The sequence below is a fragment of the Rufibacter sp. XAAS-G3-1 genome, assembly GCF_013623775.1.
Lineage (GTDB): Bacteria > Bacteroidota > Bacteroidia > Cytophagales > Hymenobacteraceae > Nibribacter.
Window position 1 is genome coordinate 64058 of the sequence record NZ_JABFAM010000007.1, and the last position, 25345, is coordinate 89402.

General features: G+C 52.5%; 21 protein-coding genes. 9 read left to right on the forward strand and 12 right to left on the reverse strand.

Features of this window, described 5'->3' with window-relative positions; genetic code table 11:
- Positions 1 to 342 precede the first annotated feature (342 nt).
- Positions 343 to 1998, forward strand: a complete 1656-nt coding sequence (locus tag HHO50_RS08855; protein ID WP_181305658.1) for a glycosyl hydrolase — start codon at positions 343 to 345, stop codon at positions 1996 to 1998.
- A gap of 1134 nt (positions 1999 to 3132) precedes the next feature.
- On the opposite strand, the gene HHO50_RS08860 is transcribed toward HHO50_RS08855, so the two are convergent.
- Entirely contained in the window at positions 3133 to 3546 is a 414-nt protein-coding gene (locus HHO50_RS08860; protein WP_181305659.1) for a hypothetical protein, read from the reverse strand.
- 93 nt (positions 3547 to 3639) lie between these two features.
- A complete protein-coding gene (locus HHO50_RS08865) occupies positions 3640 to 4878 on the reverse strand; it encodes an HD domain-containing protein (protein WP_181305660.1) in 1239 nt (412 codons plus the stop codon).
- 146 nt (positions 4879 to 5024) lie between these two features.
- On the opposite strand from HHO50_RS08865, the gene HHO50_RS08870 reads away from it, so the two are divergent.
- From HHO50_RS08870 to HHO50_RS08880, 3 genes are read left to right on the forward strand one after another with little or no spacing between them, the layout of a single operon-like run.
- Positions 5025 to 6587, forward strand: coding sequence for a PglZ domain-containing protein (locus tag HHO50_RS08870; RefSeq protein ID WP_181305661.1), 1563 nt, complete (start codon positions 5025 to 5027; stop codon positions 6585 to 6587).
- Entirely contained in the window at positions 6580 to 7026 is a 447-nt protein-coding gene (gene tsaE / locus HHO50_RS08875; RefSeq protein ID WP_181305662.1) for a tRNA (adenosine(37)-N6)-threonylcarbamoyltransferase complex ATPase subunit type 1 TsaE, read from the forward strand. Before HHO50_RS08870 ends, tsaE begins: the two co-directional genes overlap by 8 nt.
- Positions 7026 to 8261: an alanine dehydrogenase gene (locus HHO50_RS08880; protein WP_255478679.1), complete on the forward strand. Its 1236-nt coding sequence runs from the start codon at positions 7026 to 7028 to the stop codon at positions 8259 to 8261. The genes tsaE and HHO50_RS08880 overlap by 1 nt, the downstream gene beginning before the upstream one ends.
- Before the next feature lie 156 nt (positions 8262 to 8417).
- On the opposite strand, the gene HHO50_RS08885 is transcribed toward HHO50_RS08880, so the two are convergent.
- Together HHO50_RS08885 and fahA are read right to left on the reverse strand one after the other, a co-directional pair.
- On the reverse strand, positions 8418 to 9320 hold the full coding sequence (locus HHO50_RS08885) for a flavin reductase family protein (protein ID WP_370457551.1): 903 nt from the start codon (positions 9318 to 9320) through the stop codon (positions 8418 to 8420).
- 179 nt (positions 9321 to 9499) lie between these two features.
- Positions 9500 to 10771, reverse strand: a complete 1272-nt coding sequence (fahA, locus tag HHO50_RS08890) for a fumarylacetoacetase (protein ID WP_181305663.1) — start codon at positions 10769 to 10771, stop codon at positions 9500 to 9502.
- Between fahA and HHO50_RS08895 the strand changes: the two genes are divergently transcribed.
- On the forward strand, positions 10770 to 10982 hold the full coding sequence (locus tag HHO50_RS08895) for a hypothetical protein (protein ID WP_181305664.1): 213 nt from the start codon (positions 10770 to 10772) through the stop codon (positions 10980 to 10982). The genes fahA and HHO50_RS08895 overlap by 2 nt on opposite strands.
- Here HHO50_RS08895 and HHO50_RS08900 read toward each other — a convergent pair.
- Complete coding sequence (locus HHO50_RS08900) at positions 10979 to 11248, reverse strand: NifU family protein (protein ID WP_181305665.1); 270 nt, start codon at positions 11246 to 11248, stop codon at positions 10979 to 10981. The genes HHO50_RS08895 and HHO50_RS08900 overlap by 4 nt on opposite strands.
- Positions 11249 to 11252: 4 nt before the next feature.
- Positions 11253 to 12356: an Mrp/NBP35 family ATP-binding protein gene (locus HHO50_RS08905; protein WP_181305666.1), complete on the reverse strand. Its 1104-nt coding sequence runs from the start codon at positions 12354 to 12356 to the stop codon at positions 11253 to 11255.
- Positions 12357 to 12777: 421 nt separating this feature from the next.
- Between HHO50_RS08905 and HHO50_RS08910 the strand changes: the two genes are divergently transcribed.
- Positions 12778 to 13287 carry a DUF6252 family protein gene (locus HHO50_RS08910; RefSeq protein ID WP_181305667.1) on the forward strand — a complete coding sequence of 170 codons (510 nt, stop codon included), beginning with the start codon at positions 12778 to 12780 and terminating at the stop codon, positions 13285 to 13287.
- 207 nt (positions 13288 to 13494) lie between these two features.
- Positions 13495 to 15465 (forward strand): DNA primase, encoded by a 1971-nt coding sequence (dnaG, locus tag HHO50_RS08915; RefSeq protein WP_181305668.1) that lies wholly within the window; start codon positions 13495 to 13497, stop codon positions 15463 to 15465.
- Between the two features lie 698 nt (positions 15466 to 16163).
- Here dnaG and HHO50_RS08920 read toward each other — a convergent pair.
- Complete coding sequence (locus HHO50_RS08920) at positions 16164 to 16571, reverse strand: hypothetical protein (protein ID WP_181305669.1); 408 nt, start codon at positions 16569 to 16571, stop codon at positions 16164 to 16166.
- Positions 16572 to 16856: 285 nt separating this feature from the next.
- Here HHO50_RS08920 and HHO50_RS08925 point away from each other — a divergent pair, with 285 nt between their 5' ends.
- Positions 16857 to 18062 carry a bifunctional 3,4-dihydroxy-2-butanone-4-phosphate synthase/GTP cyclohydrolase II gene (locus HHO50_RS08925; RefSeq protein WP_181305670.1) on the forward strand — a complete coding sequence of 402 codons (1206 nt, stop codon included), beginning with the start codon at positions 16857 to 16859 and terminating at the stop codon, positions 18060 to 18062.
- A gap of 264 nt (positions 18063 to 18326) precedes the next feature.
- Positions 18327 to 19031 carry a hypothetical protein gene (locus HHO50_RS08930; RefSeq protein ID WP_181305671.1) on the forward strand — a complete coding sequence of 235 codons (705 nt, stop codon included), beginning with the start codon at positions 18327 to 18329 and terminating at the stop codon, positions 19029 to 19031.
- A gap of 348 nt (positions 19032 to 19379) precedes the next feature.
- On the opposite strand, the gene HHO50_RS08935 is transcribed toward HHO50_RS08930, so the two are convergent.
- The 5 genes from HHO50_RS08935 to HHO50_RS08955 form a co-directional block, all read right to left on the reverse strand.
- Entirely contained in the window at positions 19380 to 20153 is a 774-nt protein-coding gene (locus HHO50_RS08935; protein ID WP_181305672.1) for an ABC transporter permease, read from the reverse strand.
- Positions 20150 to 21052 (reverse strand): ABC transporter ATP-binding protein, encoded by a 903-nt coding sequence (locus HHO50_RS08940; protein WP_181305673.1) that lies wholly within the window; start codon positions 21050 to 21052, stop codon positions 20150 to 20152. The genes HHO50_RS08935 and HHO50_RS08940 overlap by 4 nt, the downstream gene beginning before the upstream one ends.
- A gap of 156 nt (positions 21053 to 21208) precedes the next feature.
- Complete coding sequence (locus HHO50_RS08945; protein ID WP_181305674.1) at positions 21209 to 22561, reverse strand: M56 family metallopeptidase; 1353 nt, start codon at positions 22559 to 22561, stop codon at positions 21209 to 21211.
- A gap of 1 nt (position 22562) precedes the next feature.
- Positions 22563 to 22928, reverse strand: coding sequence for a BlaI/MecI/CopY family transcriptional regulator (locus tag HHO50_RS08950; RefSeq protein ID WP_181305675.1), 366 nt, complete (start codon positions 22926 to 22928; stop codon positions 22563 to 22565).
- 266 nt (positions 22929 to 23194) lie between these two features.
- Positions 23195 to 24946 carry a M14 family metallopeptidase gene (locus HHO50_RS08955; RefSeq protein WP_181305676.1) on the reverse strand — a complete coding sequence of 584 codons (1752 nt, stop codon included), beginning with the start codon at positions 24944 to 24946 and terminating at the stop codon, positions 23195 to 23197.
- Positions 24947 to 25345 lie beyond the last annotated feature (399 nt).

Below are 25345 nucleotides of genomic sequence, written 5' to 3' on the forward strand. Positions count from 1 at the left end.
GCAAGTGCCCGCTTTTACCGTCGTTTTTAGGCTATTTTCATAAAAACAGGCCAAAAACAAGAGGGTTGTCTGTCCACTGCCGCAGGCATTGGCTTGTGCCGTCGTTTTTAGCCTGTTTTTATGAAAACAGGTGTAAAGCTCTAAACAGCTTCCATGCTCTTAAGCTTACATCCAAATGAGTGTGTAGTTAACCAGAACCAAAAGTAGGTATATGGGCTATTCATTGATAAAATTGTGTTAACCAGAATGGTAGGGGTTCGCTTAACTTTGGTGAATGCTCTTTCCGTTTACAGGATGAAAGAAGTTTTTAAAGAGTTCAATGGCCAGCAAGAACCTGCATCTATGAGAAAAAGCTATACCAGACTCCTTCTTCTATTATTGCCGTTTGTCTTCTCACTTCAGGCATCTGCCCAAAAATATGAAGCCGAAAACGCCACGCTGGCGGGTGGAGCCACAAAGCAGAGTTGCACTACCTGTTCCGGCGGCTTTTTTGTAGCGCAGCAAGATGGCAACCTCACTTTCAATGCCACGCCCCCTAAAGCCGGGTTTTACAATATCTACATCAGGGCGGCCTCTACGGGCGGGAGCAAGATCAATAAGTTTGAGGTAGACGGGAATACGCTGGATTTCTCCTTCTCGCAGACCCAGTATTCCACCTTGAAATTGGTGGCCGCCCTGCAACTATCAGCGGGGCAGCACCAGGTGAAGATCATCAAGTCTTGGGGCTGGATCAATATTGACTATCTGGAATTTGAAGAGGTAGAGGGTACTAACAGATTCAACCTGAACCAACAACTGGTTAACCCTAACCCAACCCCAGAAGCCAGAGCGTTGTATGATTTTCTGTTGGATAATTACGGCGATAAAATTATCTCTGGCGTGATGACCCTCAACAGCTTTGATGAGTCTACCTGGCTAAAACAAAATACCGGCAAAGAACCGGCGCTGTTGGGCTTAGATCTTATGCATAGCGGCAGAGGATATGCCTGGTACAATGACAAAGCCCCCATCATTGATGCCAAAACCTGGTACGAACGGAACGGCATACCTGCTATGCTGTGGCACTGGCGTGATCCTTCGCGCACCACCGAAGAATTCTATACCCGTAATACGTCCAAGCCCACCGGCACTACCTTCAATATCTCCAAAGTAGCTGACCCAAGCTCTGCGGAGTATAAAGCCATGCTGGCCGATATTGATTACATCGCTGGTATGTTGAAAGAACTCCAAAGCCAGCATGTACCAGTCATCTGGCGGCCCTTGCACGAAGCGGCGGGCGGATGGTTTTGGTGGGGAGCCAAAGGTGGTGCGCCTTTGAAAACCCTTTGGCGTTTGATGTATGACCGCATGGTAAACCACCATGGCCTCAAGAACCTTATCTGGGTCTGGACTCGCGAACCGAACGATGATGACTGGTACCCCGGCGATGAATATGTAGACCTGGTAGGCAGAGATGTGTACAAAGACGGCGATCACTCCTCACAGGTGCTGGAGTTCAGCGATATGAACAACCGGTACGGCGGCAAAAAGATGCTGACCTTAAGCGAAACCGGTTCTTTCCCAGAGGTAGACAACCTGGTCAAAGACGGGGCTGCCTGGTCTTGGTACATGCCTTGGTACGGCAACTATACCCGTGAAAGTAGATATAACCCGCTTGACCTCTGGAAAAAGATGTTCGCCCATGAGTACGTCATCACGCTAGACGAAATGCCCAACCTTAGAAATTACACCAGACAAGACCAAATAGTGACCGGTATAAAAGACATGGAAACCGATCAACGTGCTTTCACCGCTTACCCCACCCTGGTACAAGACCAACTGAGAGTGAAAGGAAGTAAGGCCATCCAAACCATTGACGTGTATACCCAGGTCGGAAGCAGTGTACTAAAGCTAAAAACCAGCGGAAAAGAAGTAATGGTCTCCATGACAAGCCTGCGCCCAGGGTTCTACCTGGTTATAGTGAATGGCACGACTACACTCAAGATCATCAAAGAGTAGGTGCCATCTACCCCGTTTCAAGCTTGTTTTCTGCAAAACCAGTGAAAAACGGGCAATTGATAGGGGAGGTATACTTGAGATCTAATGCCAATATCAACTCTGTGCCTTGAAGCTAACCCCTACCATGGTGCAGATTTACTTCCGTGACTTTTTCTCAGGTATTTATACCTGCTATAACGCCCTCTGGCCGGTGGTTCCCGGCGAGTCTGGAGACTCGCTTCATTCCCGGTCACGGGACTGGAGTCTCGCGCCAGTTTACTCTACACCGTGAGCACCAGTTTCCGTGATTCCGGCCTGTTTTCCGCAAAATAGCCCTAAAAGCGCATCACCAGTAAGGTTCTTCTCTCTGCGGGAGTTCGGGTTTCTCGCCCTCTCCTTGGCTTGTCCCCTGACAAGCCAAAATAGATGAATGGCAGGCTGAGACGCTTTGTTTCCGGCCTGTTGGGGGCAGGCCGGAGAAGCGGTTTCTGTGTTTTAGGCCCGTTTTCCGAAAAACAGCCCCAAAACGCATCAGCGGGGTTCCCGCTCTCTACTAGAGAGGGGGGCTAGGGACGGCTTTCTGCGGAAGTTAGATATAAGTTACGGAAGTAAATCCGCACCATAGTGCCTTAGAAAAAGGGGGGTACTTACTTTCCCTAGTTCCAGTCTTTCCCGAGCGCGCCTCGCTTTTGGCCCTGAATAGACATCAACTAAGAGCAAAGGACTTCCCAGGCCGAAAGGGCAGTGCGAGAGGGGAAGACGGGGGCCCGCGGGCGTGAGCGCATACCACCAAAGATGGAACAACACAGCACTTGCACCCACGCAACAAGCGGCCAAGCCAAGGGAACAGCAAACGGCATGCACCATCCAATCCCACGCAAATAACAGCCAAGCCAAGGGAACAGCGAAAGGCGCACACCCGCTAACCGCATTAGCGCTCTAGTTGAGCTGGCCCAGGAAACGCGCAGCAACCTACCCCTCCCATGAAGAGATTTTCGCAATAAAAACCCCTCCCAGGCAGAAGCGCAAGAATAGACCAATAGAACTTGGGTGTGGCAAGCCAAGCGTAGTCTGGTGACCCGTTTCCAGGGTGTTTTAAGAAAAAGAGGACAGAAACTGACAGCAACCCCGCAAGATGTGGTAGGAAAAGCACCGTTAGGCTTGCTCCACCACCGTGCTTTTCAGCCAGGCAACAGCCTCTTGTTTGTCTGTGAAAGTGCGTAAGGGAATAGGGAAACGCAGTTCTTGCCGGGCTTCCTCCACCTTGTCTTCGCGGGTAGGGTTTGGGGTAAGAAGGCGGGCCATTTTCTCCAGACGCGTTTGCATCAGGTTTTGCCCGAACTCCTTGAGAACGTCTTTGTACTCGGCACCGGGTATCTCCAGAGAGGCTTGGCTGGAGTCAATCAGGAGTTTCTTGATGTCGTAGCTTTTGATGTGGTCTACCAAGATCCGTAGCGCCTGCCTGATCTCCAAAACCAAAAAGTCCTGCACATCGGGCCACTTAATGTAAAGTATATCAGTGGCCGGGTCATAGTCTAAGGTGATTAAGCCACTCTGGTAGATGATCATGGGGTTGGTTAGGTTGCAGGTACGTACGCTTTTATGAGTATACTCTGTTTTATGCCTGTTTTAGAGAAAGTAGCCGCTAAACGCCCCAGGTGATCAGAGGCTCATGCGGGTGATCTCCTTGGGATAGCAGACGTAGTATTTCTCCACTTTTTTGCTCAAGGCCTGGATGCTGGGCAGGTCTGAGGCCACAGCCACATCTACCACCAGGCTCTGTTTGGTCAATACGTTAATGTTTTCCTCGCCAGATTGATAGGCGTTGTTGCTGATGATGCCTTCCACCACCATGTAATGGGCCTCTTCTGCTGAAATGTCAAAGTGCTCCTGCGCCAATTCCCGTACGCCTACCAGAAACTCTATGTCAAAGGGCGTAGGGGAGAGCATGATCTTGAAGAGTTTGCGCTCCAGCAGGCAGGTAGAAAGATAACTCAGGATCTTGTCGGGGTGCTCGGCCCAGGCTTTGATACCGCTCCAGACGTCGTAGTCATCCAAAGAAACAAACCGCCTCATAATGCCGGGGTCACGCTCAAAATCCAGGATGGAAAGGCTTTCGCGCAGGAAGTACTGCAGGTTGGCGCTGGCGGGTACTTCCTCACCGCGCTGGGTCAGTTCGCGGGCCCGTTGCATGATCTTCATCACCATCTGCTCAGCGCTGGTCACGGTTTTGTGCATGTACACCTGCCAGTACATGAGGCGGCGGCTCACCAGAAAGCTTTCAATGGAATAGATGCCTTTCTCTTCCACTACCAGGCGGTCTTCATGCACGTTCAGCATCTTGAGCAGGCGGTCGGCCCCAATTTTGCCCTCAGAGACGCCGGTGTAGAAACTGTCACGGTTGAGGTAGTCCAGACGGTCTACGTCCAGTTGGCTGGACACCAGTTGGTGGAAGAAATGGCGGTGGTAATTGTCGGTGAAGATGTCAATGGCCAGTTGCAGACGGCCGCCGAACTCTTGGTTCAGGAGTTCCATGAGGTGCAGCGAAATCTGCTCATGCGGCACCTGGTCAAAGATGGCCGTTTCCAGCGCGTGCGAGAAAGGGCCGTGGCCAATGTCATGCAGCAGAATGGCCGCCATAGACGCCTCGCACTCTTTGTCGGTAATGATGTTATCTTTGCCGCTCAGGCTCTGCAGCGCGATGCTCATGAGGTGCATGGCGCCCAGCGCGTGGTGAAAACGGGTATGCAGCGCGCCGGGGTACACAAACTCCGTAAGGCCCAACTGCTTTATCCGCCGCAGGCGCTGAAAGTACGGGTGTTGGATAATGTCAAACAGCAGGTCAGACGGAACCGTGATGAAGCCGTAAACCGGGTCGTTGAAGATTTTTTTCTTATTCAAGATAACTAAGTTCTTCTAGTGTCCGTTGTCGATAAAGATGTTGGCATGCGTATATGTACGAAGATTGCCTTGGTTTTAGGCCAGTTTTGCGAAAATAACGCCTAAAACGCCAACCATCACGCACGCTATGAAACCCAATAAAAGCCATGCAAAGATATAGTATTTTGTGGGCGGACGACGAGATTGACCTACTCAAGCCGCATATTCTCTTTTTAACCGAGAGAGGGTACGACATCACCCCCGTGAACAGCGGGGCCGATGCCGTAGAGAAGGTGCAGGAACAGACGTTTGACCTTGTCTTTTTAGACGAAAATATGCCCGGCCTCAGCGGCCTGGAAGCGTTGGCCGAGATCAAAGCGGCCCGTCCTACGCTGCCCGTGGTCATGATCACCAAAAGCGAGGAAGAGCACATCATGGAAGAGGCCATCGGTTCTAAAATAGCCGATTACCTCATCAAACCCATCAACCCTAACCAAATCCTGCTTTCCGCGAAGCGGATTCTGGACAACCGCCGCCTGGTAGAGGAAAGAACCAATAGCTCGTACCAACGTGATTTCCGGACGTTGGGCATGGCCTTCGGCGAACGCCTGAGTTACCAGGAATGGGCCGATGTCTACAAGAAACTGGTGTACTGGGAGCTGGAGATCGCTGACACTGAAGGCAAGAGCATGGCCGAGGTCATCAACATGCAGAAGGATGAGGCGAACACCAACTTCGCTAAATTCATCATGGACAACTACGAGGAATGGGTGAATGATGAGACCGATGAGATTCCGTTAATGTCGCACCGTCTGTTCAAAGACCGCGTGTTTCCCATGATGAAGGAAAGCGACGTGCCGGTGTATTTCGTCCTGATAGATAATCTGCGCTACGACCAGTGGAAAGTCTTGGAGCCTATCATCACCGACTATTTCAATGTGGAGCAGGAGGAGATGTATTACTCCATTCTGCCTACCACCACCGCCTACGCCCGTAACGCCATTTTCTCGGGCATGCTGCCCGCCGATATCGCGAAGAAGTACCCTAACCTGTGGGTGTCTGACGACGAGGAGGAAGGCAAGAATCTGCACGAAGAAGATTTCCTGCAGATTCAGTTGCAGCAGAACAAAGTGAATGAGAAGTTCAGCTATAACAAGATCACGAACAACACGGCCGGGAAAGAACTTTTGTCTAAGTTCAGTAACCTGGACAACAACAAACTGAACGTGATTGTCTACAACTTCGTGGACATGCTCTCGCACGCCCGCACTGACATGCAGATGATTCGGGAGTTAGCGGCCGACGAGGCGGCCTATCGTTCGCTCACGCGTTCGTGGTTCCTGCACTCGCCGCTGTTTGACACGCTCAAAGCCATCGCAGATAAGAAAGGCCGTCTCATCATCACCACCGACCACGGCACCGTGCGCGTGAAAAAGCCTTTCAAGATTGTGGGTGACCGCAACACCAACACCAACCTACGCTACAAGCACGGCAAGAACCTGGGCTTCACCGAGAAAGATGTGTTGGTATGCCGTAAGCCCGAGCGTTTTCACCTGCCCAAAAGCAACGTGTCTACGGCCTACGTCTTCGCCATGAACGATGACTTCTTCGCGTACCCCAACAACTACAACTACTACGTGAACCACTACAAAGACACGTTCCAGCACGGCGGCGTCTCTTTGGAAGAGTGTATTATTCCATTCATCACCCTGTCCACTAAAAATGCCTGAGCCTGAAGCGCGCCAGCAAACTCTTTCCATTGCAACAAAAGCGGATTTACCCCAGGCCGCCGCCGAATTATTGTCATTTATCGGGCAAAAAAAGATAATTTTGTTTGAAGGTGAGATGGCGGCCGGTAAAACCACTTTTATCAAGGCAATCTGCGCCCAAAAAGGGGTGCAGGAACCGGTCAGCAGCCCTACTTTCTCCCTCGTGAACGAGTACGAGACCGAAGACGGGGAACTCATTTACCATTTTGATTTTTATAGGGTCGAAAACCAGGCCGAGGCACTGGACATGGGCGCGCTGGAATACTTCAGTTCGGGCAACCTGTGTCTCATTGAGTGGCCGTCTAAGGTGGCAGGCTTGCTGCCTACAGACGCGGTTGAGGTGTCTATTGAAACCGGAGAAGCCGAAGAGGCGCGTATTATTAGCATGAGAGTACTATGATGGAGGAAATGACGGAGAAGACCGGGTTTGAGGCCCTGACCAAGGCCACCGCCCGCAGTCTGATGCCTAAAGAGTCAATGTTGGCCATAGAGACCCGCAAGCGGAATCTGTTCATTGGCATTCCCAAAGAATCTTCCCTGCAGGAAAACCGCATCGGGCTCACGCCCGAGTCTGTGAAACAACTAACCGAAAATGGGCACGAAGTCTACATTGAATCTGGGGCCGGGGCTCCCTCCAAATACTCAGACCACGAGTTCTCAGAGGCGGGCGGCGTCATTGTCTACTCCACCAAAGAAGTCTATGAAGCCGATATCGTGCTGAAAATAGCGCCGCCCACCTTAGATGAACTGGAGTTCTTCAAACCGGGCCAGACGCTTATCTCGGCCCTGCAAATTGGCTCGCTTACGGCAGAATACATTAGTGCGCTCTGCCGCAAGAAAATCAATGCCATCTCGTTTGAGTTGCTCAAAGACAAATCAGATACCAAGCCCGTGGTGCGGGCCATGAGCGAGATTGCCGGCAGTACCGTCATGCTGATTGCCGCCGAGTACCTGAGCAGCAGCAACGAAGGCAAAGGCGTGATTTTAGGCGGAATCACCGGCGTGCCGCCCTCCAAAGTAGTCATCATCGGGGCCGGAACCGTGGCCGAATATGCGACCCGCGCCGCTTTGGGCTTGGGCGCCGAGGTAAAGGTGTTTGACGACCATCTCTACAAACTGCGCCGCCTCAAGCAGAACGTGGGCACCCAGTTGTTTACCTCTACCTTAGACCATACCATTCTGCACCGCGAAATCCAGGGTGCCGATGTGGTGATTGGGGCCGTGACCGCGGAAGATGGTCAGGTGCCCTGCATGATTGCCGAGGAAGTGGTGGCCAAAATGGCCCCAGGTTCGGTGATTATAGACGTGAGCATTGACGAAGGTGGTTGTTTTGAGACCTCAGAAATGACCACCCACAAGCGTCCGGTGTACCGCAAGTATGACGTCATCCATTACTGCGTGCCCAACATTCCGTCGCGCGTGCCCCGCACCGCTACCAAAGCCCTGAGCAATATTTTTACACCCATGTTCCTGGAGATTTCCAAGTACGGCGGCGTCAACGAGGCCCTCTTCACCCATGAACATTACCGCAGCGGCGTCTACATCTACAAAGGCAGCCTCACCAACGCCTCCATCGCGAAGAAATTCAACATGCGCTACAAGGAGTTGAGCCTGATGATTGCGGTGAGAAACTAACAGTTCTCATCCTTACCATACGCCTACTAAAAAGCGTTTCGGGCCTGTTTTCCAGAAAACAGGCCCGAAACGCTTTTTGTTTTGTAGTCCTAATGAGGGATCAGTTTTAGTTATTGTTTTAAGCCTTTATTTCAAAAAACAGCCCAAAAACGGGAATCAGGAATTCTCAAGCGTGAGCAATGCTTTCCAGGCTTCTGGCACGCGGCCTTCTTCCAGGAGTTTCTGGGCTAGTAAATGGAGTTGCCTTTCTAGCTCTTGAAAGTTTTGCTGATGGGTTTGGACTAAGTAACGGTAAATGGGTTCGTTTCTGAATTCCTGAATCTCAGCCGTAGTTGGCAGTTTCTGGGTGTTTCCCAGGCGGGCGAGGTTGTTGCCGGTGAGTACAGAACTGTTCTTGATGTGCGCGGGCAGTTGGTCAATGCCCATGCCTTTGTTCTGTAACGGTTTAGGCAGTTCAAACAGGCAATCGCCTTGGGCCCGTAGGTACCAGTCGCCGCCCAGGCGGGCCACGGCGTCCAGTTTGAACGGGTCAATGGTTTTGCCATCCGCCCCGAAAACTTCTTCCCGCACGTGCAACAAAACTGCTTCGCAAATGACCAAGTTGGCGGCTCCGCCTTGCTCACCAATGGGTTTTACTTCCAGTACTTTGCACTCAAAGGCCACGGGAGCCTCGGCCACGCGGGGCGGTTTTACCAAGGTGGACGCCACGGGCGTAAGCCCCGCTTTCACAAATTCATTCACGCCCTTGTCGTACTCGGTGCTAGCCAAAGACATCTGCTCCACCAAAGCGTAATTCCCGATGTTGATGACCACTTCGCCGGTTTCCAGCACGTTTTCCAGCGTGTGCTTGCCGGTATTGTCGCGTACGCGGCGGGCAGGAGAGAAAATGAGCACCGCCGGATTAGACCCGAAACAATTAAAAAAACTGAACGGACTCAGGTTCACATTGCCGTCCAGATCAACCGTGCTGGCGAATGCGATAGGCCGGGGTGCAATAGCTCCCAGCATGAGGCTATGAAACTGGCTGGTAGGTATTTCTCTGGGGTCGAAGGTTCTCACGAAGCAGATTTGAAGATGAGAAGATGTGGAGATGTGGAGATGAAGTAATTAGGAAATGAGAAGATGTGGAGATGAGAAGATGTAGAAATGCGATAATAGGGATTGAAATGCATCTTCAAATCTCCTAATTACTTCATCTCCACATTTTCTCATTTCCACATCTCCACATCTCCAAATTCCTATAAGGTAGGCAGAATCTCCGTGCGTACTTCGCCAAAACCAACCCTGATGCCGTTCTTTTCGGCGTAGCCGCGCATGGTGATCACGTCGCCGTCATGGAGGAACCTGCGCTCGGTGCCGTTGGGAAGCTGCAAGGGGGTGGTGCCACGCCAAGTAAGCTCCAGCATAGAGCCGTAAGAAGCTGGGGTGGGGCCGCTGATGGTGCCGGAGGCGTATAGATCGCCCACTTCAATATTGCAGCCGTTACTAGTGTGGTGCGCCAGCTGTTGGTTCATGTTCCAGTACAGATGTTTGTAGTTGGAACGGCAGATAACAACTTCCTCGGGCAGGGTAGGCGCTTGCAAGGTCACCTCCAAGTTGATGTCCAGGTTCTTGTTTCCGCTGAAGTCCAGGTAGGGCAGCACCTTGGGGTCTTGTACCGGGCCAGCTACCCTGTATGGTTCCAGCGCATCCAGCGTCACCACCCACGGCGAGATGGAAGAACCAAAGTTCTTGGCTAGAAACGGGCCCAACGGCACGTATTCCCACGCCTGGATATCCCGCGCCGACCAGTCATTGAACAACACCATCCCGAAAATATATTCCTCGGCCTCTAAGGTGGTGAGCGAAGTGCCTAACTCAGTAGGCTGCCCAGTGATGAACGCCATTTCCAGCTCGAAATCCAACTGTTTGGTAGGCCCGAAAACGGGAACATCTGCGCGTTTGGTCTGGCCTTTTGGTCTTCTGATGGGTACTCCTGACGGAACAATGGAAGACGCACGGCCATGGTACCCTACCGGCAGGTGCTTCCAGTTAGGCAGCAGCGCATTGGCCGGATCGCGGAACATGGAGCCTACATTGGTGGCGTGCTCCATGCTGGAATAAAAATCGGTGTAGTTAGGCACCTGTACGGGCATGAGCATCTGCACGTCTTTCTGCTTCAGCAAGCATTCGGCCATGAGTGCCCGGTTATCTCTGATCTCTGGGTTGTCGTTGCGCAGCAGTTCTGAGATGCGGCCGCGTACCTGTCGCCAGATCACCCGTCCTAAAGCCATGAAGTCATTGAGATAAGGACGGTGGAACACAGTAGGGTCTTCCACGTCCAGCATGTCAAAAAGCCCATGTTGCGTGAGCACGTACACATCCAACACATAGTCGCCAATGGCTACGCCTACTCTCGCATCCCGGTCTTCGGTCTGAAAGATCCCGAAGGGTAGGTTCTGGATCTGAAAATCACAATCTGGCGCAATCTGAATCCAGGAATGCAGCGATGGGTCGTTGGCGGTGAGCATGGCGGTAGCAGTGGGTGGTAAAACAAAGATAGAAAGCTACGTGAGAAATGGGAATGAGATTTTGTTTTCTGCCCTGCATCCTTTCAAAACGGCGGTGAATTTCTGTTTTAGGGCTCCTTTTTTGAAAATACAAAAAACAAAAACTCCCGTTCATCACTGGCCCTGCCTGCGTGATGAACGGGAGTTTGAAACGTATATTATTCGTGGTTAAACGTCCATGGGGGTGAGGTTCACCGCCTGAATGCCTTTGATTTCTGGTACGGCGCGCATGATGGCTTGCTCAATGCCGCCCTTGAAGGTCATGGCAGACATGGGGCAAGAGCCGCAGGCACCTAACAGTTCCAGCAAAACCACCCGATCCTCGGTGATGTCCAGCACCTTTACGTCTCCGCCGTCTGTTTTCAGGTACGGGCGGATGGAGTCTAAGGCTTGCTCCACTTGCTGGATTAAAATCTCGTTTAGTGCGTTTTCTGCCATTATTTTACGCTTTAATTTCTACTACTTTGGTTTTGCCCAGACTGGCGTTCCGCACGGAAACCTGCCGGGCCACTTCCTGCGCCACTCCTTCAAAGGCCTGCGAGGCGGGAGTGCCTTCCTGCAGGATCTGCGGAGCACCCTGGTCTCCGCTTTCTCTAATGCTTTGCACCAACGGAACTTCCCCTATGAACGGAACGCCGTAGCGCTCTGCCAGGTCACGGCCGCCGCCTTGTCCAAAGATATAGTATTTATTCTCTGGTAACTCGGCCGGGGTGAAGTACGCCATGTTTTCCACCAATCCCAGAATAGGGACGTTGATCTGCGGCTGCCGGAACATCTGCAAACCTTTCACGGCATCGGCAATGGCCACTTTCTGCGGGGTAGTCACAATGATAGCGCCCGTTACCGGTACTGTCTGCACCAACGTCAAGTGGATGTCGCTGGTTCCCGGCGGGAGGTCAATGAGCAAATAATCCAATTCGCCCCAGTCTACCTCGGTGATAAACTGCTTCAACGCCGAACTAGCCATGGGGCCGCGCCACACCACCGCGCTCTCAGCGGGAGCCAGAAACCCGATGGACATGAGCTTGATGCCGTATTTCTCAATGGGTTCAATGAGGTTGCGGCCATCGGGCATACGGTACACTTGGGGGCGGGCGTCTTCCACTCCGAACATGGTAGGCACTGACGGGCCGGAGATATCGGCGTCTACCAAGCCAACTTTGGCCCCAGACTGCGCCAGCGCCACGGCTAAGTTGGCAGTAAGGGTAGATTTACCCACGCCACCTTTACCGGAGGCCACCGCAATAATGTTTTTCACGCCTTTCAACAGCGCCTGGTTGTCTTGGCGGGCCGAGGTCACGCGGGAGGTCATGTGCACCGTCACGTTCGCCTCTTTGTTTACCATGGTGTGGATGGCCCGGATACAGGCGTTCCGGATAAGGTCTTTGAGGGGGCACGCGGGGGTGGTCAGGATCACCGTGAAAGCCACGTCCAGACCATTTATTTGCACGTCCTCAATCATGTTCAAGGTCACCAGGTCTTTGCCTAAATCTGGCTCCTCTACATAGCTGAGGGCTTTTAATACGTCTTCTTGGGTAATTGCCATAGGTTCTACCGCGCTAAAATTCGCTATCACAAAGATACACACTATCTGTGTAACAAGCTACCAGAAGCCGTTTTAAGGCTGGTTTCCTAAAAGTAAGGTCAAAACAGGAGTTTCAGGAAAAAGGGGGCTTTTGCCCGTGAGTTTCTCCGCTGGCGTATCTCTCAAACCTACTCACCTGAAGAGGCAAATGCAGCGAATTGGTCATAGGAAGTCACTGCCAAACGCTACCTGTTGCCTGACTAAGCTTTTCGGCCCGTTGAAGCATAAGAGAGGAGATTATGGCTTCTTTTTAGGAAAATAGATCCAGAATGCAACTTGTAAATAGAAAGTATTCTAAATAATGACATGGAATAATAATGTTGAATACTTGCTTGGGAATGTTGGAATGGGTGGTTAACTTTGATTTTTTATATAATATCTCATGAAACATCTGCGTGCCCTCCTTTTTTCATTGCTAGCACTCCTGTTTGTCTTTTCCTGTGAGGAAGAGGATGAACCCGCCCCAGAGAATTACTTTGTCGCAAACAAAGACGGTGTCAAATGGGAGGCCGAAAAAGTACCTGTTATTGGTTTAAGGGAGGGTGAAAACTATAATATCGAGGATTCCCTACACATTGCAGGCTTCAGAGCAGATGGCAGGATTCACCTTTCAGTTGCATTTACCGGAGTAGGCACGTATAAACTGCCGAACAAAGGCGTGGCGCGTTATTATGAAATGGTTGGGGGTGATGTATTTATGAGCGCCTATCCGTTGGATGAAAGTGACGAGAACGCCGAGGTAGTCATTACCGAGTGGAACCCAGACACGAAAACACTTAGAGGTACGTTCCAGTTTGTAGGTAAAAAAATAGACGCAAACGGCAATCTTACCTCAGAAATCCTCCCGTTCACCCAAGGTGAATTCCACGGGAAGGTCTCTAACCTGGATTAGCCTGTTATAAGGATTTTTTTCCAAAAAAGGCCTCAAAACGCACCATGCGCTCAGAAACGCCAGTAAGAATTGCTGGCGTTTCTTGTTTTAAGTAAGCGGCTGAGGTAGTGGCATTGGAAATGGGCAAGGAAATATCCGCAGCCCAACCCCAGACATCCAATCCCTAAATCTGTATCTTTGTCTACCGCCTTATTTTTCTGCGTACCCATGGCCCTGATAAAGAAAGAAGTTGTTGACCAGATCATCCTGCAAGCCGACATTGTGGAGGTAGTGGGTGATTTTGTGAGTTTGAAGAAGAAGGGCCAGAACCTGTGGGCGTGCTGCCCCTTCCACCACGAGAAATCCCCGTCGTTCAGCGTGGCGCCCAACAAAGGCATTTACAAGTGCTTCGGGTGCGGCAAGGCGGGCAACGCGGTGCAGTTCATCATGGACGTGGAGGGCACCAGCTACGTGGAGGCGCTCAAGTACCTGGCCAAAAAGTACAGCATTGACATTGCCGAAGACCAAAGCCCGGCGGCGGTGCAGGCCCAGAACGAGCGCGACAGCCTCTACATTTTATCTGACTTTGCGAAAAAGTACTTCGTAAACGCGCTTCACAAGAATGACGAGGGGCAGAGCATCGGCGCGCCGTACTTTAAACAGCGCGGACTCTCGGCGGCCACCATCCAGAAGTTTGAGCTGGGCTACAGCCTAGATAGTTGGGACGATTTCACCAAGGCGGCGCTGGAAAAAGGCTTTTTGCTGAAATACCTGGAGGAAACCGGCCTCACCATTGTCAAGCAGGAGGAAGGCAAGCAGTACGACCGCTTCCGGGGGCGCGTCATGTTCCCCATCCAGAACGTAAGCGGGCGCACCATCGGTTTTGGAGCGCGTACGCTTAAGACCAACGACAAGAAGTCACCCAAGTACGTCAACTCGCCGGAGTCGCCTATTTACCACAAAAGTGATGTGCTGTACGGCATGTTCCAGGCCAAGCAATCCATCCGGCAGGAAGACAACTGTTATCTGGTGGAAGGCTATCTGGATGTTTTGTCGTTGCACCAGGGCGGCATTGAGAACGTGGTGGCTTCCTCGGGCACGTCCCTCACCGAGAACCAGATCAAGCTCATCGGGCGCTACACCAAAAACATCACGGTCTTGTATGACGGTGACCCGGCCGGGATTAAGGCCTCATTGCGCGGCATCGACCTGATTCTGGAAGGCGGCCTGAACGTGAACGTGGTCTTGTTCCCGGATGGCGATGACCCAGACAGCTATATCCGGAAGGTGGGCGATACTGCGTTCAAAGAATACCTGGAGAAGCACGCGCAGGACTTTATCTCCTTCAAATCTGAGCTGTACGCGCAGGAAGCCAAAGACAATCCGGTTAAAAAGGCCGAGGCCATCCGGGAAATGGTGGTCTCCATCGCCAAGATTCCCGATGCCATCAAGCGTTCCGTTTTCCTGAAGCAGTGCAGCCTGCAGTTCGGGATAGACGAGCAGGTGCTGATCTCGGAGTACAACAAAATCCACCTCACCGAGCAGAAGTCGCAGCGTTCACAGCCGTCGCAGAAATCATCTTACGCCCCTGGCTCTTTTGAGGAAATGGCCGCTGAAGCCGAGGCTGCCGCTGCTGCGGAGGCCGCCCAGTACGAAGAGGAAGGCCAGCAGGAAATAGACCAGAGCAGCCTGCTCCGCACCCGCGAGCGCGAGGTCATCCGCTTTATCCTGAACTACGCCGACAAGGAGGTGGAGGAGGGGCTCACCGCCAGCCAATTCATGCTGGGCGAGCTGGAGGACATTGAGTTTAAGACGCCCATCTACAAGAAGCTCTTCGATCTGTGCCGCCTCAAGCTGGAACAAGGGTTTCTGCCCACCGCCTCGGAGTTCATGCAGCACGAGGAAAAGGAAGTCCGCACCGAGGTGGTAGACTTGCTCAGCGAGAAATATGAACTGAGCAAAGGTTGGGCCACCCACGAAATCATCGTTCCCCACGAGAGCGACTTGATATCCTATGGTTCGGAGCGCGAGGTACTTCGGCTGAAATGGCGCAACGTGCAACTCATGATCAAAGACCAGATGGACACGCTTCCCCGCCTCACCTCAGACCAGGAACTGGACAAGACCCTGCGCACCATCAAAGCCCTCAAAGAGTTTGAAAAGCAGATTGCTGATCTGTTGGGTATTGTGGTAAGCTGAGGGCTTGTTTAAGGTTGCTATCAAAGGAAACGCAGGAAGCGGTTGCCTTCCGTTTTGGGCCTGTTTCCATGAAAAAAGGCCCAAAACAGAAGGCGCTTTTTACTTTCTTCTTCTTTCATTAAGAACGCTGCCTTAGAACTAGACCTGCTGTTACGCCATTCTGCCGGTGGTTCCCGGCGAGGCTGGAGACTCGTTTCATCCTTTGTCACGAGACTAAAGTCTCGCGCCAGTGCTCTCTAATGTGCTGCTTCCGCGCTGCCGCTTGCTCCAAAGACCTCGTAGTGCGCACAGCTCCTATGAGTGTCTATGCCAATGCCGTTTCCGGCCCGTTTTTCCTAAAACAGCCCCGAAATGCATTGGCAAAGCCCTTGCTGTTCGGGAGTTCTACTCCCGAATCTGCCTACTCCTGAACCCGCCTGCTGCGGAGTTACCCTCGCCGGGAACCACGGGCGAAAGAGGGTATTGGAACTCCGAAAGAGCGGTGTTCACCGATTTCCGCGTTTACGGCCTGTTTTCCGCAAAACGGTTCCAAAACGCATCAGCGGGGCTCCCCTCTCCGTGGGAGAGGGGCTGGGGGTGAGGTCTACCCTGCCGTAAGTCGGCAAATGCCCGGCCCACGTGTCAAGCTTAGGGTGAAAAGGGGTGCCATCGCGCTGGTGCAGAGTGAGGGGTTGCGCAGGAAAGTAAGCGTTAGTCGCTCAGGTTGTCTTGGCGTTCAGCCATTCCAGGGCATCTGCCGGGTGGTTGAAATACTTCACTTCCGGTAAGCTGTTCGGGGCGGTGGGGGTGGGGAGCTCGGCATCTGCTTTCAGGATGTGGGCAATGTATCTCACCCCCAGATTCGCTGACTTCTGATCCCAATCCTCGGCCGTAAGGGTTTTGAGTACTTTGGAAGACGCATGGAAGAACTCCTGGATGTCGCTTAGAATAGACTGGCACGGGTAGGTAGAGAGCATCTGCAGCACTCCCGCGCGCACGTGGGCAATGCTTTCGGGGCTGGCGGTTCCTTTCCAGATGAGGTGCAGCGTTTGGTTGGTTTCAAGGTAGCGGATGGTGCAGTACCTGCGGCCCAGGCTGTTGGTGAAATGTAAAAAGTTCTTGTCCATTGATCGCAGAATTCAGGCGGCTGGAAAACGTTTCCCTTAACGAGTCTGTAAGAGCATGCTCTAAATACAAATATAACCAAAATCATCCGTCTGGTGAGGGGTCCTTTTGGTTTGCCTTGTTTTGGGGGTGTTTTCCGGAAAATAGGCTCAAAACGCCTTGCCTTGGAGTGCGTTAGCGGTTTCCTGGCCTTGATCCCCAGAAGCTGTCAAAAACCGTTATCTTTGTTTTTTCAAAGCCACCTCACCCTGTGGAGCAAACCGGCTTGATATAAAATGCTCTCAACCATGCTAGACAAAATAGAAGACGCCATAGAAGACATAAAAGCCGGCAAAGTTGTGATTGTGGTAGACGATGACGACCGCGAGAACGAAGGCGACTTTATCTGCGCCGCCGAGAAAATCACTCCCGAGATCGTCAATTTCATGGCCACCCACGGCCGGGGCCTCATCTGCGCGCCGCTCACCGAGGAACGCTGCGACGAGCTGGGCCTGGAACTGATGGTGGGCCGCAACACCGCCCTGCACGCCACCCCGTTCACCGTGTCGGTGGATTTGCTGGGTTACGGCTGCACCACGGGCATCTCGGCCTCAGACCGCGCCAAAACCATTCTGGCGCTGGCCGATCCTAAAACCGATCCGGCCTCCTTGGGCAAGCCCGGCCATATTTTCCCGCTGCGCGCCCGCAAGGAAGGCGTGATCAGGAGGGCCGGGCACACCGAAGCGGCCGTAGATTTGGCCCAATTGGCGGGTCTGGCTCCGGCCGGCGTTCTGGTGGAGATCATGAACGAAGACGGCACCATGGCCCGCATGCCCGACCTGGAGAAAGTAGCCGAGCGCTTCGACCTCAAGCTCATCTCCATCAAAGACCTCATCACCTACCGCCTACAGAAAGAGAGCCTCATTGAGCGCGAGATCGCCGTGGAGCTGCCCACCGATTGGGGGAATTTTGATCTGTACGCCTACACCCAGCTCAGCAACAACGCCAAGCACCTGGCCCTGGTCAAAGGCACTTGGGAAGAAGGCGAACCGGTGTTGGTGCGCGTGCACTCCTCCTGCGTGACCGGTGATATCTTCGGGTCTTGCCGCTGCGACTGCGGGCCGCAGCTGCACAAGGCCATGGAGGTGATTGAGCAAGCCGGCAAAGGCGTGATCGTGTACATGAACCAGGAAGGCCGCGGCATCGGGTTGTTGAACAAACTGAAAGCCTATAAACTGCAGGAGCAGGGACTGGACACCGTGGAAGCCAATTTGCAACTGGGTTTCGGGACTGATGAACGGGATTACGGCGTTGGGGCGCAAATCCTCAGGGACTTAGGGGTGACCAAAATGCGGCTCCTATCCAATAATCCGCGCAAAAGAACCGGCCTGATTGGGTACGGCCTACAGATTGTAGAGCAGGTGCCCATTGAGATTACGCCCAACGAGCACAACCAACGGTACTTAACCACTAAACGAGACAAATTAGGGCACATGATCCTGAAAAAATTATAAAAGCAAAAAGGCGGAGGTTTTACTTCCGCCTTTTTGCTTTTATTGAATACAGAGCTACTTCTATTTACCTTTTTGAGTATATTTCCTGAAGCTGATTCTGGAGAGAAACCAGGAAGGGAGCAACCCTCCAAGACAAGAGCCCAAGACACACGAAAATACCTGGCATCTACGTTGTAAAGTACTGGGAATTAGACAACCTTCTCAGGATTTTTGAAGTATCTTTTTTAAAGAACCTTGTTGTATTATAGTAAGAGGAACATAAAGATGAAGACGATGGTAAGAAAAGCGGGAGGGCTTTTGGTAGTACTGTTTTTATGGGCAGCCAACACCATGGCGCAGTCTACCGGGCTGGTTGATGAGTGGCCGATGGGCAGGGTGTATTTGGCCTCGGGCGACTCCGTGAACGGAAAAATCACCTATCACCGGTCAGAGGATATGGTCAGGATCAACAAGCCCGATGGTTCGGTGGTGGCGTTTTCGCCCATTGCGGTGCGCGGTTTCGAGGGCTTGGACAATGAAGGACGCTACCGCCGGGTGTTCGTGACCCAACGCTGGAACTTCGGGAATGACTACAGCGACTTTCTGGCGCCGGCTTTTTTTGAGCAGATTGTGATTGGAAACTACGGCCTGCTCAAGCGCGAAACCATGACCCGCCGCGACATAAGCCGTGACCCCATGTACCGTAGCAGCAGGTATTATTATCCGTACGGAAATTACCCGGTGGGTGGCCCCATGTACGTGGAGCAGCGGTTAGAGAATTTCTTTATCCTGCTGCCCAACGGCAAGGTGAAAGAGCTGCGGAACGTGAAGAAAGACCTGGAGGTCATCTACGGTAAGAAAGAAAACGTGATGAAGGACTACATCAAGCAAAACAAGCTCAAATACACCAGCCTGCCAGACTTAGCCAAGATTGTGAGTTATTTGGGGGCCATTTCCCAGCCAGAAGTGAAAACCACTTCGGTAGACTAAATTAGCCTAACGGGAGAACTCGTTTTAAAGCAGAAGGCCCGCTGGCGTGAGTTTAGCGGGCCTTCTGCTTTTTTCCGTTTTATGCCTTCTTTCTTGAAAACAGGCTTAAATCAGATGCCAGGTTGTTGGTGAGTTATCTTGTAAAGTGACCCCCCCCACGCCCAAGAGGGGAATTTTTCTAACAGAGTTCTTCAAAAACCCTTGCTGTTTGGGAGTAGAACTCCGGAAGAGCGGGCTCAGGGAAGCTTTGTTTCGCTTTAGGTAGTTCGGGATTGGAAATCCCGAACAGCGTCAGTAATTCTATTCTGTTTTGAGGCTGTTTTTCAGAAAATAAGCCTAAAACACCCTCTACAGATCGCGGGAGCGGAGCAACTGGTAGGAGAGAAAACAGAAAAGGGTGATGTAGAGAACAACTGGGGCCAAGGCCTGTAGGGGTGTGAGAACATCGGTGATGCCCAGCATGAGTTGTTCCATTTCGGCGTGAGGGCTGGGCGTAAGGGCACCCAAGACTTTCATGGGGAAATATTTGTCTATGGCATCTGGAGTTTGCCAATGAATCAGGCGTTCTATCACCAGGGTGTACGCCATAAACACCATAATGCCCAAGCCTGTCTTCCTGACCAGAAACGCGACCAGCATGGCGAAGGTCATGTAACCCACCAACTGCACCAGATAATAGAAAACGTACTGCGCGTCTGTGAACACAGCCGTGCCTGCGGTATTTTCTCCGTAGTACAGCCCGAAGCCCAAGCCCAGCATGAGCACGTAGGCTGCCAAAAGAAACGCCAGCAGCAGAATGACCGTGTATTTGCTTTGCACCAGGGTAGCGCGGGAGAACCCGTCAATCACCTGTTGCCGCAACGTCCGGAAGGTGTATTCATCAGAAACCAGGATAATCATGAGAATGCCCGGAATCAGGTTCAGGAAGCTGGAGATGTAGGTGAGGTGCATCCAGAGCTTCGGGAATTGGTACAGTTCTGCCCCGGCCATTTTCCCGTTGATAAGGATGTGGCCGCGGGCGTAGAAGAAGATAAACACAAGACTGCACTGCAGCAGCAGAAGCACCCAAAAGGTGGAGTAGGGCAGGAGCTTACGGAGCTCTATGCGTAGGAGTGAGGTCATACAGAATCGGCTTTGATGATTTCCAGGAACTGGCTTTCCAGGCTTTTCTTGCGCACCACCAGTTGGCCCAGCGCAATGCCCTGGGCGAAGAAGGCGCGGTTCAGTTCTGAACTGTCGGTCTCAGGTTTTAGGGCGAGTTGAATTTGCTGGTTTATTTGGCGGGCTTCTGTCACGAACGGCAACGTACGGGCGATCTGCAAAAGGGCTTCCAGCGGGGCTCCGCCGGAGATAAACACCAGGTCAGAAGTTGCCATAATGGAGGAAACCGGGCCTTCGGCTTTCAGCTTGCCGTTGCGCAGCACGGCCATGTGGGTGCAGACTTTTTCCACCTCGTCCAGTAAGTGGCTGGCCAGAATGATGGTTTTGCCCTGCGCCGCAATCTGCTGAATCAATTGACGCACCTCCACAATGCCTTCGGGGTCTAGTCCATTGGTGGGCTCGTCCAGCACCAGCACTTCGGGGTCGCCCAACAGCGCGGCTCCAATGGCCAAACGTTGTTTCATGCCCAGCGAGTAGCCCTTGAACTTGTAGTCTTTGCGCTGCGCCAAGCCTACCGTCTCCAGTACCGCTGGAATGCGGGCGTGGTCTGTGCGCTTCACATCGGCGGTCACGCGCAGGTTTTCTTCGCCGGTTAGGTATGGGTAGAAGTTTGGGGTCTCCAGCAGCGCACCCAGGCGGCGTTTGGTGCTTTTGGACGAGGGCTGCCCAAACCACTGGAAAGTGCCGGCGCTGGCATTGATGACGTCCAGCACAATGCCCAGGGTGGTGGTTTTGCCGCTGCCGTTGGGGCCCAGCAATCCGTAGATGCTGCCTTCGGGCACCTTGATGCTCAATTGATCCAGGGCCTGCACGCTGCCGTAGCGCTTGCTCAATCCCTGAATGTCTAATACGTTTGCCAAATCTGTTTTTGGTTAGAGAATGGCTTTGCAGCCTGTGTACAAAGCTAGAAGGATTTGGCAGAATTACGAGTTTCCCTAACTCGTCTAAAAACAGAAAGCCCGCTACTGGGGCGGGATTTCTGTTTTGGGCCTCTTTTCGCGAAAGGAAGCCAAAATCTACTTACTTGTTTTCCGGACAGGCGGCGGCGGAGGTGGCATAGGGCCGTACTTTTTCTCAAAAGCGGTTAATCCTGCCGGAGTAGTGTCGAAACTCTCTACTTCTCCGTCTTTAAAGACGACGTATAAACTTCCCTCGCTCACGCTTAGCCCTTTTACTGTAGGGTTGCGCTTTTGGAATTCTTCGGGCAAATCTATGTTAACCGGAGGTGGCGGCGGAGGCGGAGCCAATGCGGCTTCTTCCGGGGGGGGTGGGAACATTGGTTCTGTGGGCAGGTTGGGGTACTTTTTCTGGGCGGCGGCCATGCCCTGCGGCGTGCGGGGGTACTTTTCCGTCTCGCCAGATACCAGGTGCAGCATTAAAGTGTCAGGATACCAGGTCAATTTCATAACTTTCTGGTATTTTAAAAGAAAGGCTTTGTACTGTTCCTGAGGGTCTAGAAAACCTTCTTTTGCCGCAGTAGATTCTGTCATCAAAGGCGGAGAAGGTTCTACAATGGTATGGCACGCCAGCAAAGACACGAATAGCAAGGGAGTAGCCGCCAGAAAGCGAAGCCGCTGCACCCTGGCCGATGGAGTTTTGTTCATCATCATGATGCGGTGTTTAAGGGAGTGGTAACTAAATGAAGCTGACAAAGAGAAAGGCGAGGCCCCAGCCGTTTGCAGCAGCGAGAATTGGTACCGTTTCCGGTCAATGCCTGCCGCTACCGTTTGCTGGTCTGTGAGGAATTCCAGGTTTTGTTTGAGGGCTTTGCGCAAAAGCCACACCACAGGGTTAAACCAATGGACGAGCGTGACAAACTCTACCAGCAGAATATCCAGCGTATGCCCTTGCCGCACGTGCGTGTATTCATGCCGAAGAATAGGCAACCAGTCTTCCTGCGGATGCCGCTGCGAATTGAAATAGATAGTGTTCCCGAAGGAAAAAGGCGGCAAGCTCTGCCGCACCTCCCTGAAAGGGATCCCTTGGAAACTACTTGGCCGTGACCTACGGTGAATGGAATACAAAGAAGCCAACTGCACGCAGAACCTTGCCGCCATCACACCCAACCCCAGCCAAAACACGGCCACCGGAATCTGCCAGACATCAAACGCAGCATCTGCCGAAGACGGCACTTCCAGAGGTTGCCAGTTAGACGAGTACCTGGAGATGGTTTGGTACAGCTGCGGTTTCTCAGGCAACAGCCCAGAGAAGCCAACCAACGGGAATCCCGTGGCCAGCCCCAAGCCCACCAGCAGAAACCAGCGGTTCCAGGTGTAGAAAGTAGTCTGCCGCAGGGCCGCCTGATACAGAAGGTACAGCAGCCCCAAGCCCACGTTCACTTGCAGAAGATACAAAAGGAGCGCTGGCATGCTATTCAGGCTTTTGGTTTTCAATCATGTCCATAATCTCCTTCAGTTCCTCTGGGCTGAGTTGTTTCTCCTTCACAAAGAAGGCTACCAGTTCTTTGTAGGAGTTCTGGAAGTAATTGCCCACAAAGCCCTTCATGAATTTCTTCTTGTACTCCTCGGCTTTAATGAGCGGCGAGTAGCGGTAAGTGTTGCCAAGTTTCTGCGCTTCCACGAAGCCCTTTTTCTCCAGGTTCTTCACCGTGGAAGCCAGCGTAGTGTAAGGCGGTTTAGGCTCCGGTAGTTTCTCCAGGAAATCCTTGATAAAGCCACCTCCCGTTTCCCAAATGACCTGCATGGCATCTTCCTCTTGTTGGGTCAGTTTCTCCATAGGCTGGTGTTTACGATGTATTCGTAATACTACGAAAATTTCGTAATAAGATGTGTCTCAGGTCGAATTATTTTTTCACCTAGAAGCAAAAGCCTCTTTCTGATGGAGAAAGAGGCTTTTGAGATGTAGTTTTCTTTCTAAACCTAGAGAAGGAATGATTTCCCTCGCTCGCGGGACGCGAGCGAGGGCTCTGTTTCAGACTACCATTATTATCCAGAAATGTCTCTTTTAACCTGTTTTTAAGAAATCAGCCCTATAACATGAGCTTACTGAATGGGTAAAGCTCCGCCTTGCCAGCGGGCCACCGGGTACCGCTGGTGCGTGTTCTCGTAATGCGGGGTGTTCCGGTAGATGAAGTTGAGTTGAGCCTGGGCGCTTTTTGCCAGGCTAGGGTCTTTGGCTTTGGCTTCCTCCAGAGCCGCTCTTAATTTAGGGTCTTGTTTCAGGTACTGGGCCGCCAAGTCTTCAAACACGTAAGCCGAAAAATGCTCTTTCTGACCCAGCACAGAGTCAAAGAAGTTCCAGGCGAAATACGAGTCGGGCGCTTGGGGCTCTAATACCTCTACCAAAAAGCGGTTGCTGACCTGGTTTAAATACACCACGTAATCACCGGCGAAATACTGGATGGGCTGCTGCACTTTCCTGACTTGTACCTCACTGTGCAGGTAATGGCCTTCATACGGACGCGGGGCGGTTTTGTAGTCGCTGATGTAGTAGGTCTCGGGGGTGAGGACGGTGTCTTTGCTCAGGCGTTTCAGTTCTACCTGGTTTTGCTGCAGCCGTTCAATGACCTCGCTCCAGGCTTGCGGAATGAGATAGGCTACCGGTTTGGTAACTGTAAGCGTAGGGCGGAAGGTGTCAAAGAACTTCACGGGCCGGGTGAACGGCGCTTTGCGGTCATAGTACAGCCGCTGCTGGCCGCTCACCTGGCTGGGTTTGTATTTGGCCTCGTAACCCTTGAATTGGATGGTTTCTACCTGCGTGGTATCCGGGGCCCAGTTCAAAACAAATTCCTGTTGGGTTTGCAGAGCGGCGCGGTCTTTCTGGCGGGCGGCCTGAATGGCTTTGCCGTTTTTGGCGGTGTAGTCCAGGAACTCCAGCATAAGGTCATAGGTAGACTCTACCCGTTTGTCAAATGGTTTGAGCATGTGCGTCTCGGGGATGAAGCCCAGCGTCTGAAATAGTGTAGTGTACCCAGAGGCGTAGCGGGGCAAATCGGCGAAGCCGAAGATGCCGGTCTCCGGAGTTTCGCCGCGGGAGTTCACGTAGGGCACCAGCGGCCATTTGCGTTTCTCCATGCCCTTGTACAGCGCCGGAATCATCTGCTGTTTCAATAAAGTGCCCAACGCGCCGCCCAGTTTGTTGTGCTGCGTGGGAATGAGCGTCATGGTGTACTGGTAATCGGCGCCGTTGCTGGTGTGGTTGTCCACGAACACCTCGGGATCCCAAGTCCGGAAGATGGTGGCGAAGGCCTTGGCGTTCTTAGAGTCTTCCTTGATGAAGTCGCGGTTGAGATCCAGGTTGCGGGCATTGCCTCTAAAGCCGTAACTCTCCGGCCCGTTCTGGTTGGTGCGGGTGTGGCTGTTTCGGTTAAGCGCTCCGCCGATATTGTACACGGGAATAATCACCAGCACCACGTTGTCTAGTTGCGCGCGCAGTTTCTTGTTCTGCACCAAGTCGCGCGTGAGCATCATGGTGGCGTCTATGCCCTCGGGCTCACCCGGATGGATGCCGTTCTGCACCAGCAATACCGTTTTGCCTTTGCGGTGGAGGGAAGCCGGGTCAAAATCACCATCGGTGGAAATGACCACCGTGTGCAGCGGTTTTCCGGCATCGGTCATGCCCACGGGTGTCATCTTGATTTCTGGATACGCCTGGTCTAAGCGCTGATAGTAGTCAATGCACTCGTAGTAAGTGGCGGTCTGGTGGCGGTTACTTTTCTCGTAAGGTGTCTGCCAGTCTGGCGCGGGAGAAGTAAGAAAAAGGGTACCTAGGGTAGAGAGGAGGGTCAGGAGCATGGGTGCGAGCTAAATAAAGAAGTAATGTTAGGGAATCTGCAGGAAAAAAGGAAAATCAATCCGCCCGCCTCTGTTAAAGAAAAGCCCGAAACCCAAAAACTGCGGGTAGGAATTAACTTGAAAGTAGCTGCTATCTGGCATTCTACTTTCCCCCTGTTTTTCTGAAAAGAGGCTATAATCACCACAAAAGGCATCACTTCATACCTGACGTCACGCCCTCTTGCCGGTGGTTCCCGGCGAGTCTGGAGACTCGCTTCCTCCCATGTCACGAGACGGGAGTCTCGCGCCAGTACTTTCTAAACCTGTGAGGTCTCCAAGATCACAGGTTTTTGCGTTTCCAGCCTGTTGTCCGCAATACTGCCCGCTCCAAAGACCTCGTAGTGTGCGTAGCTCCTACGA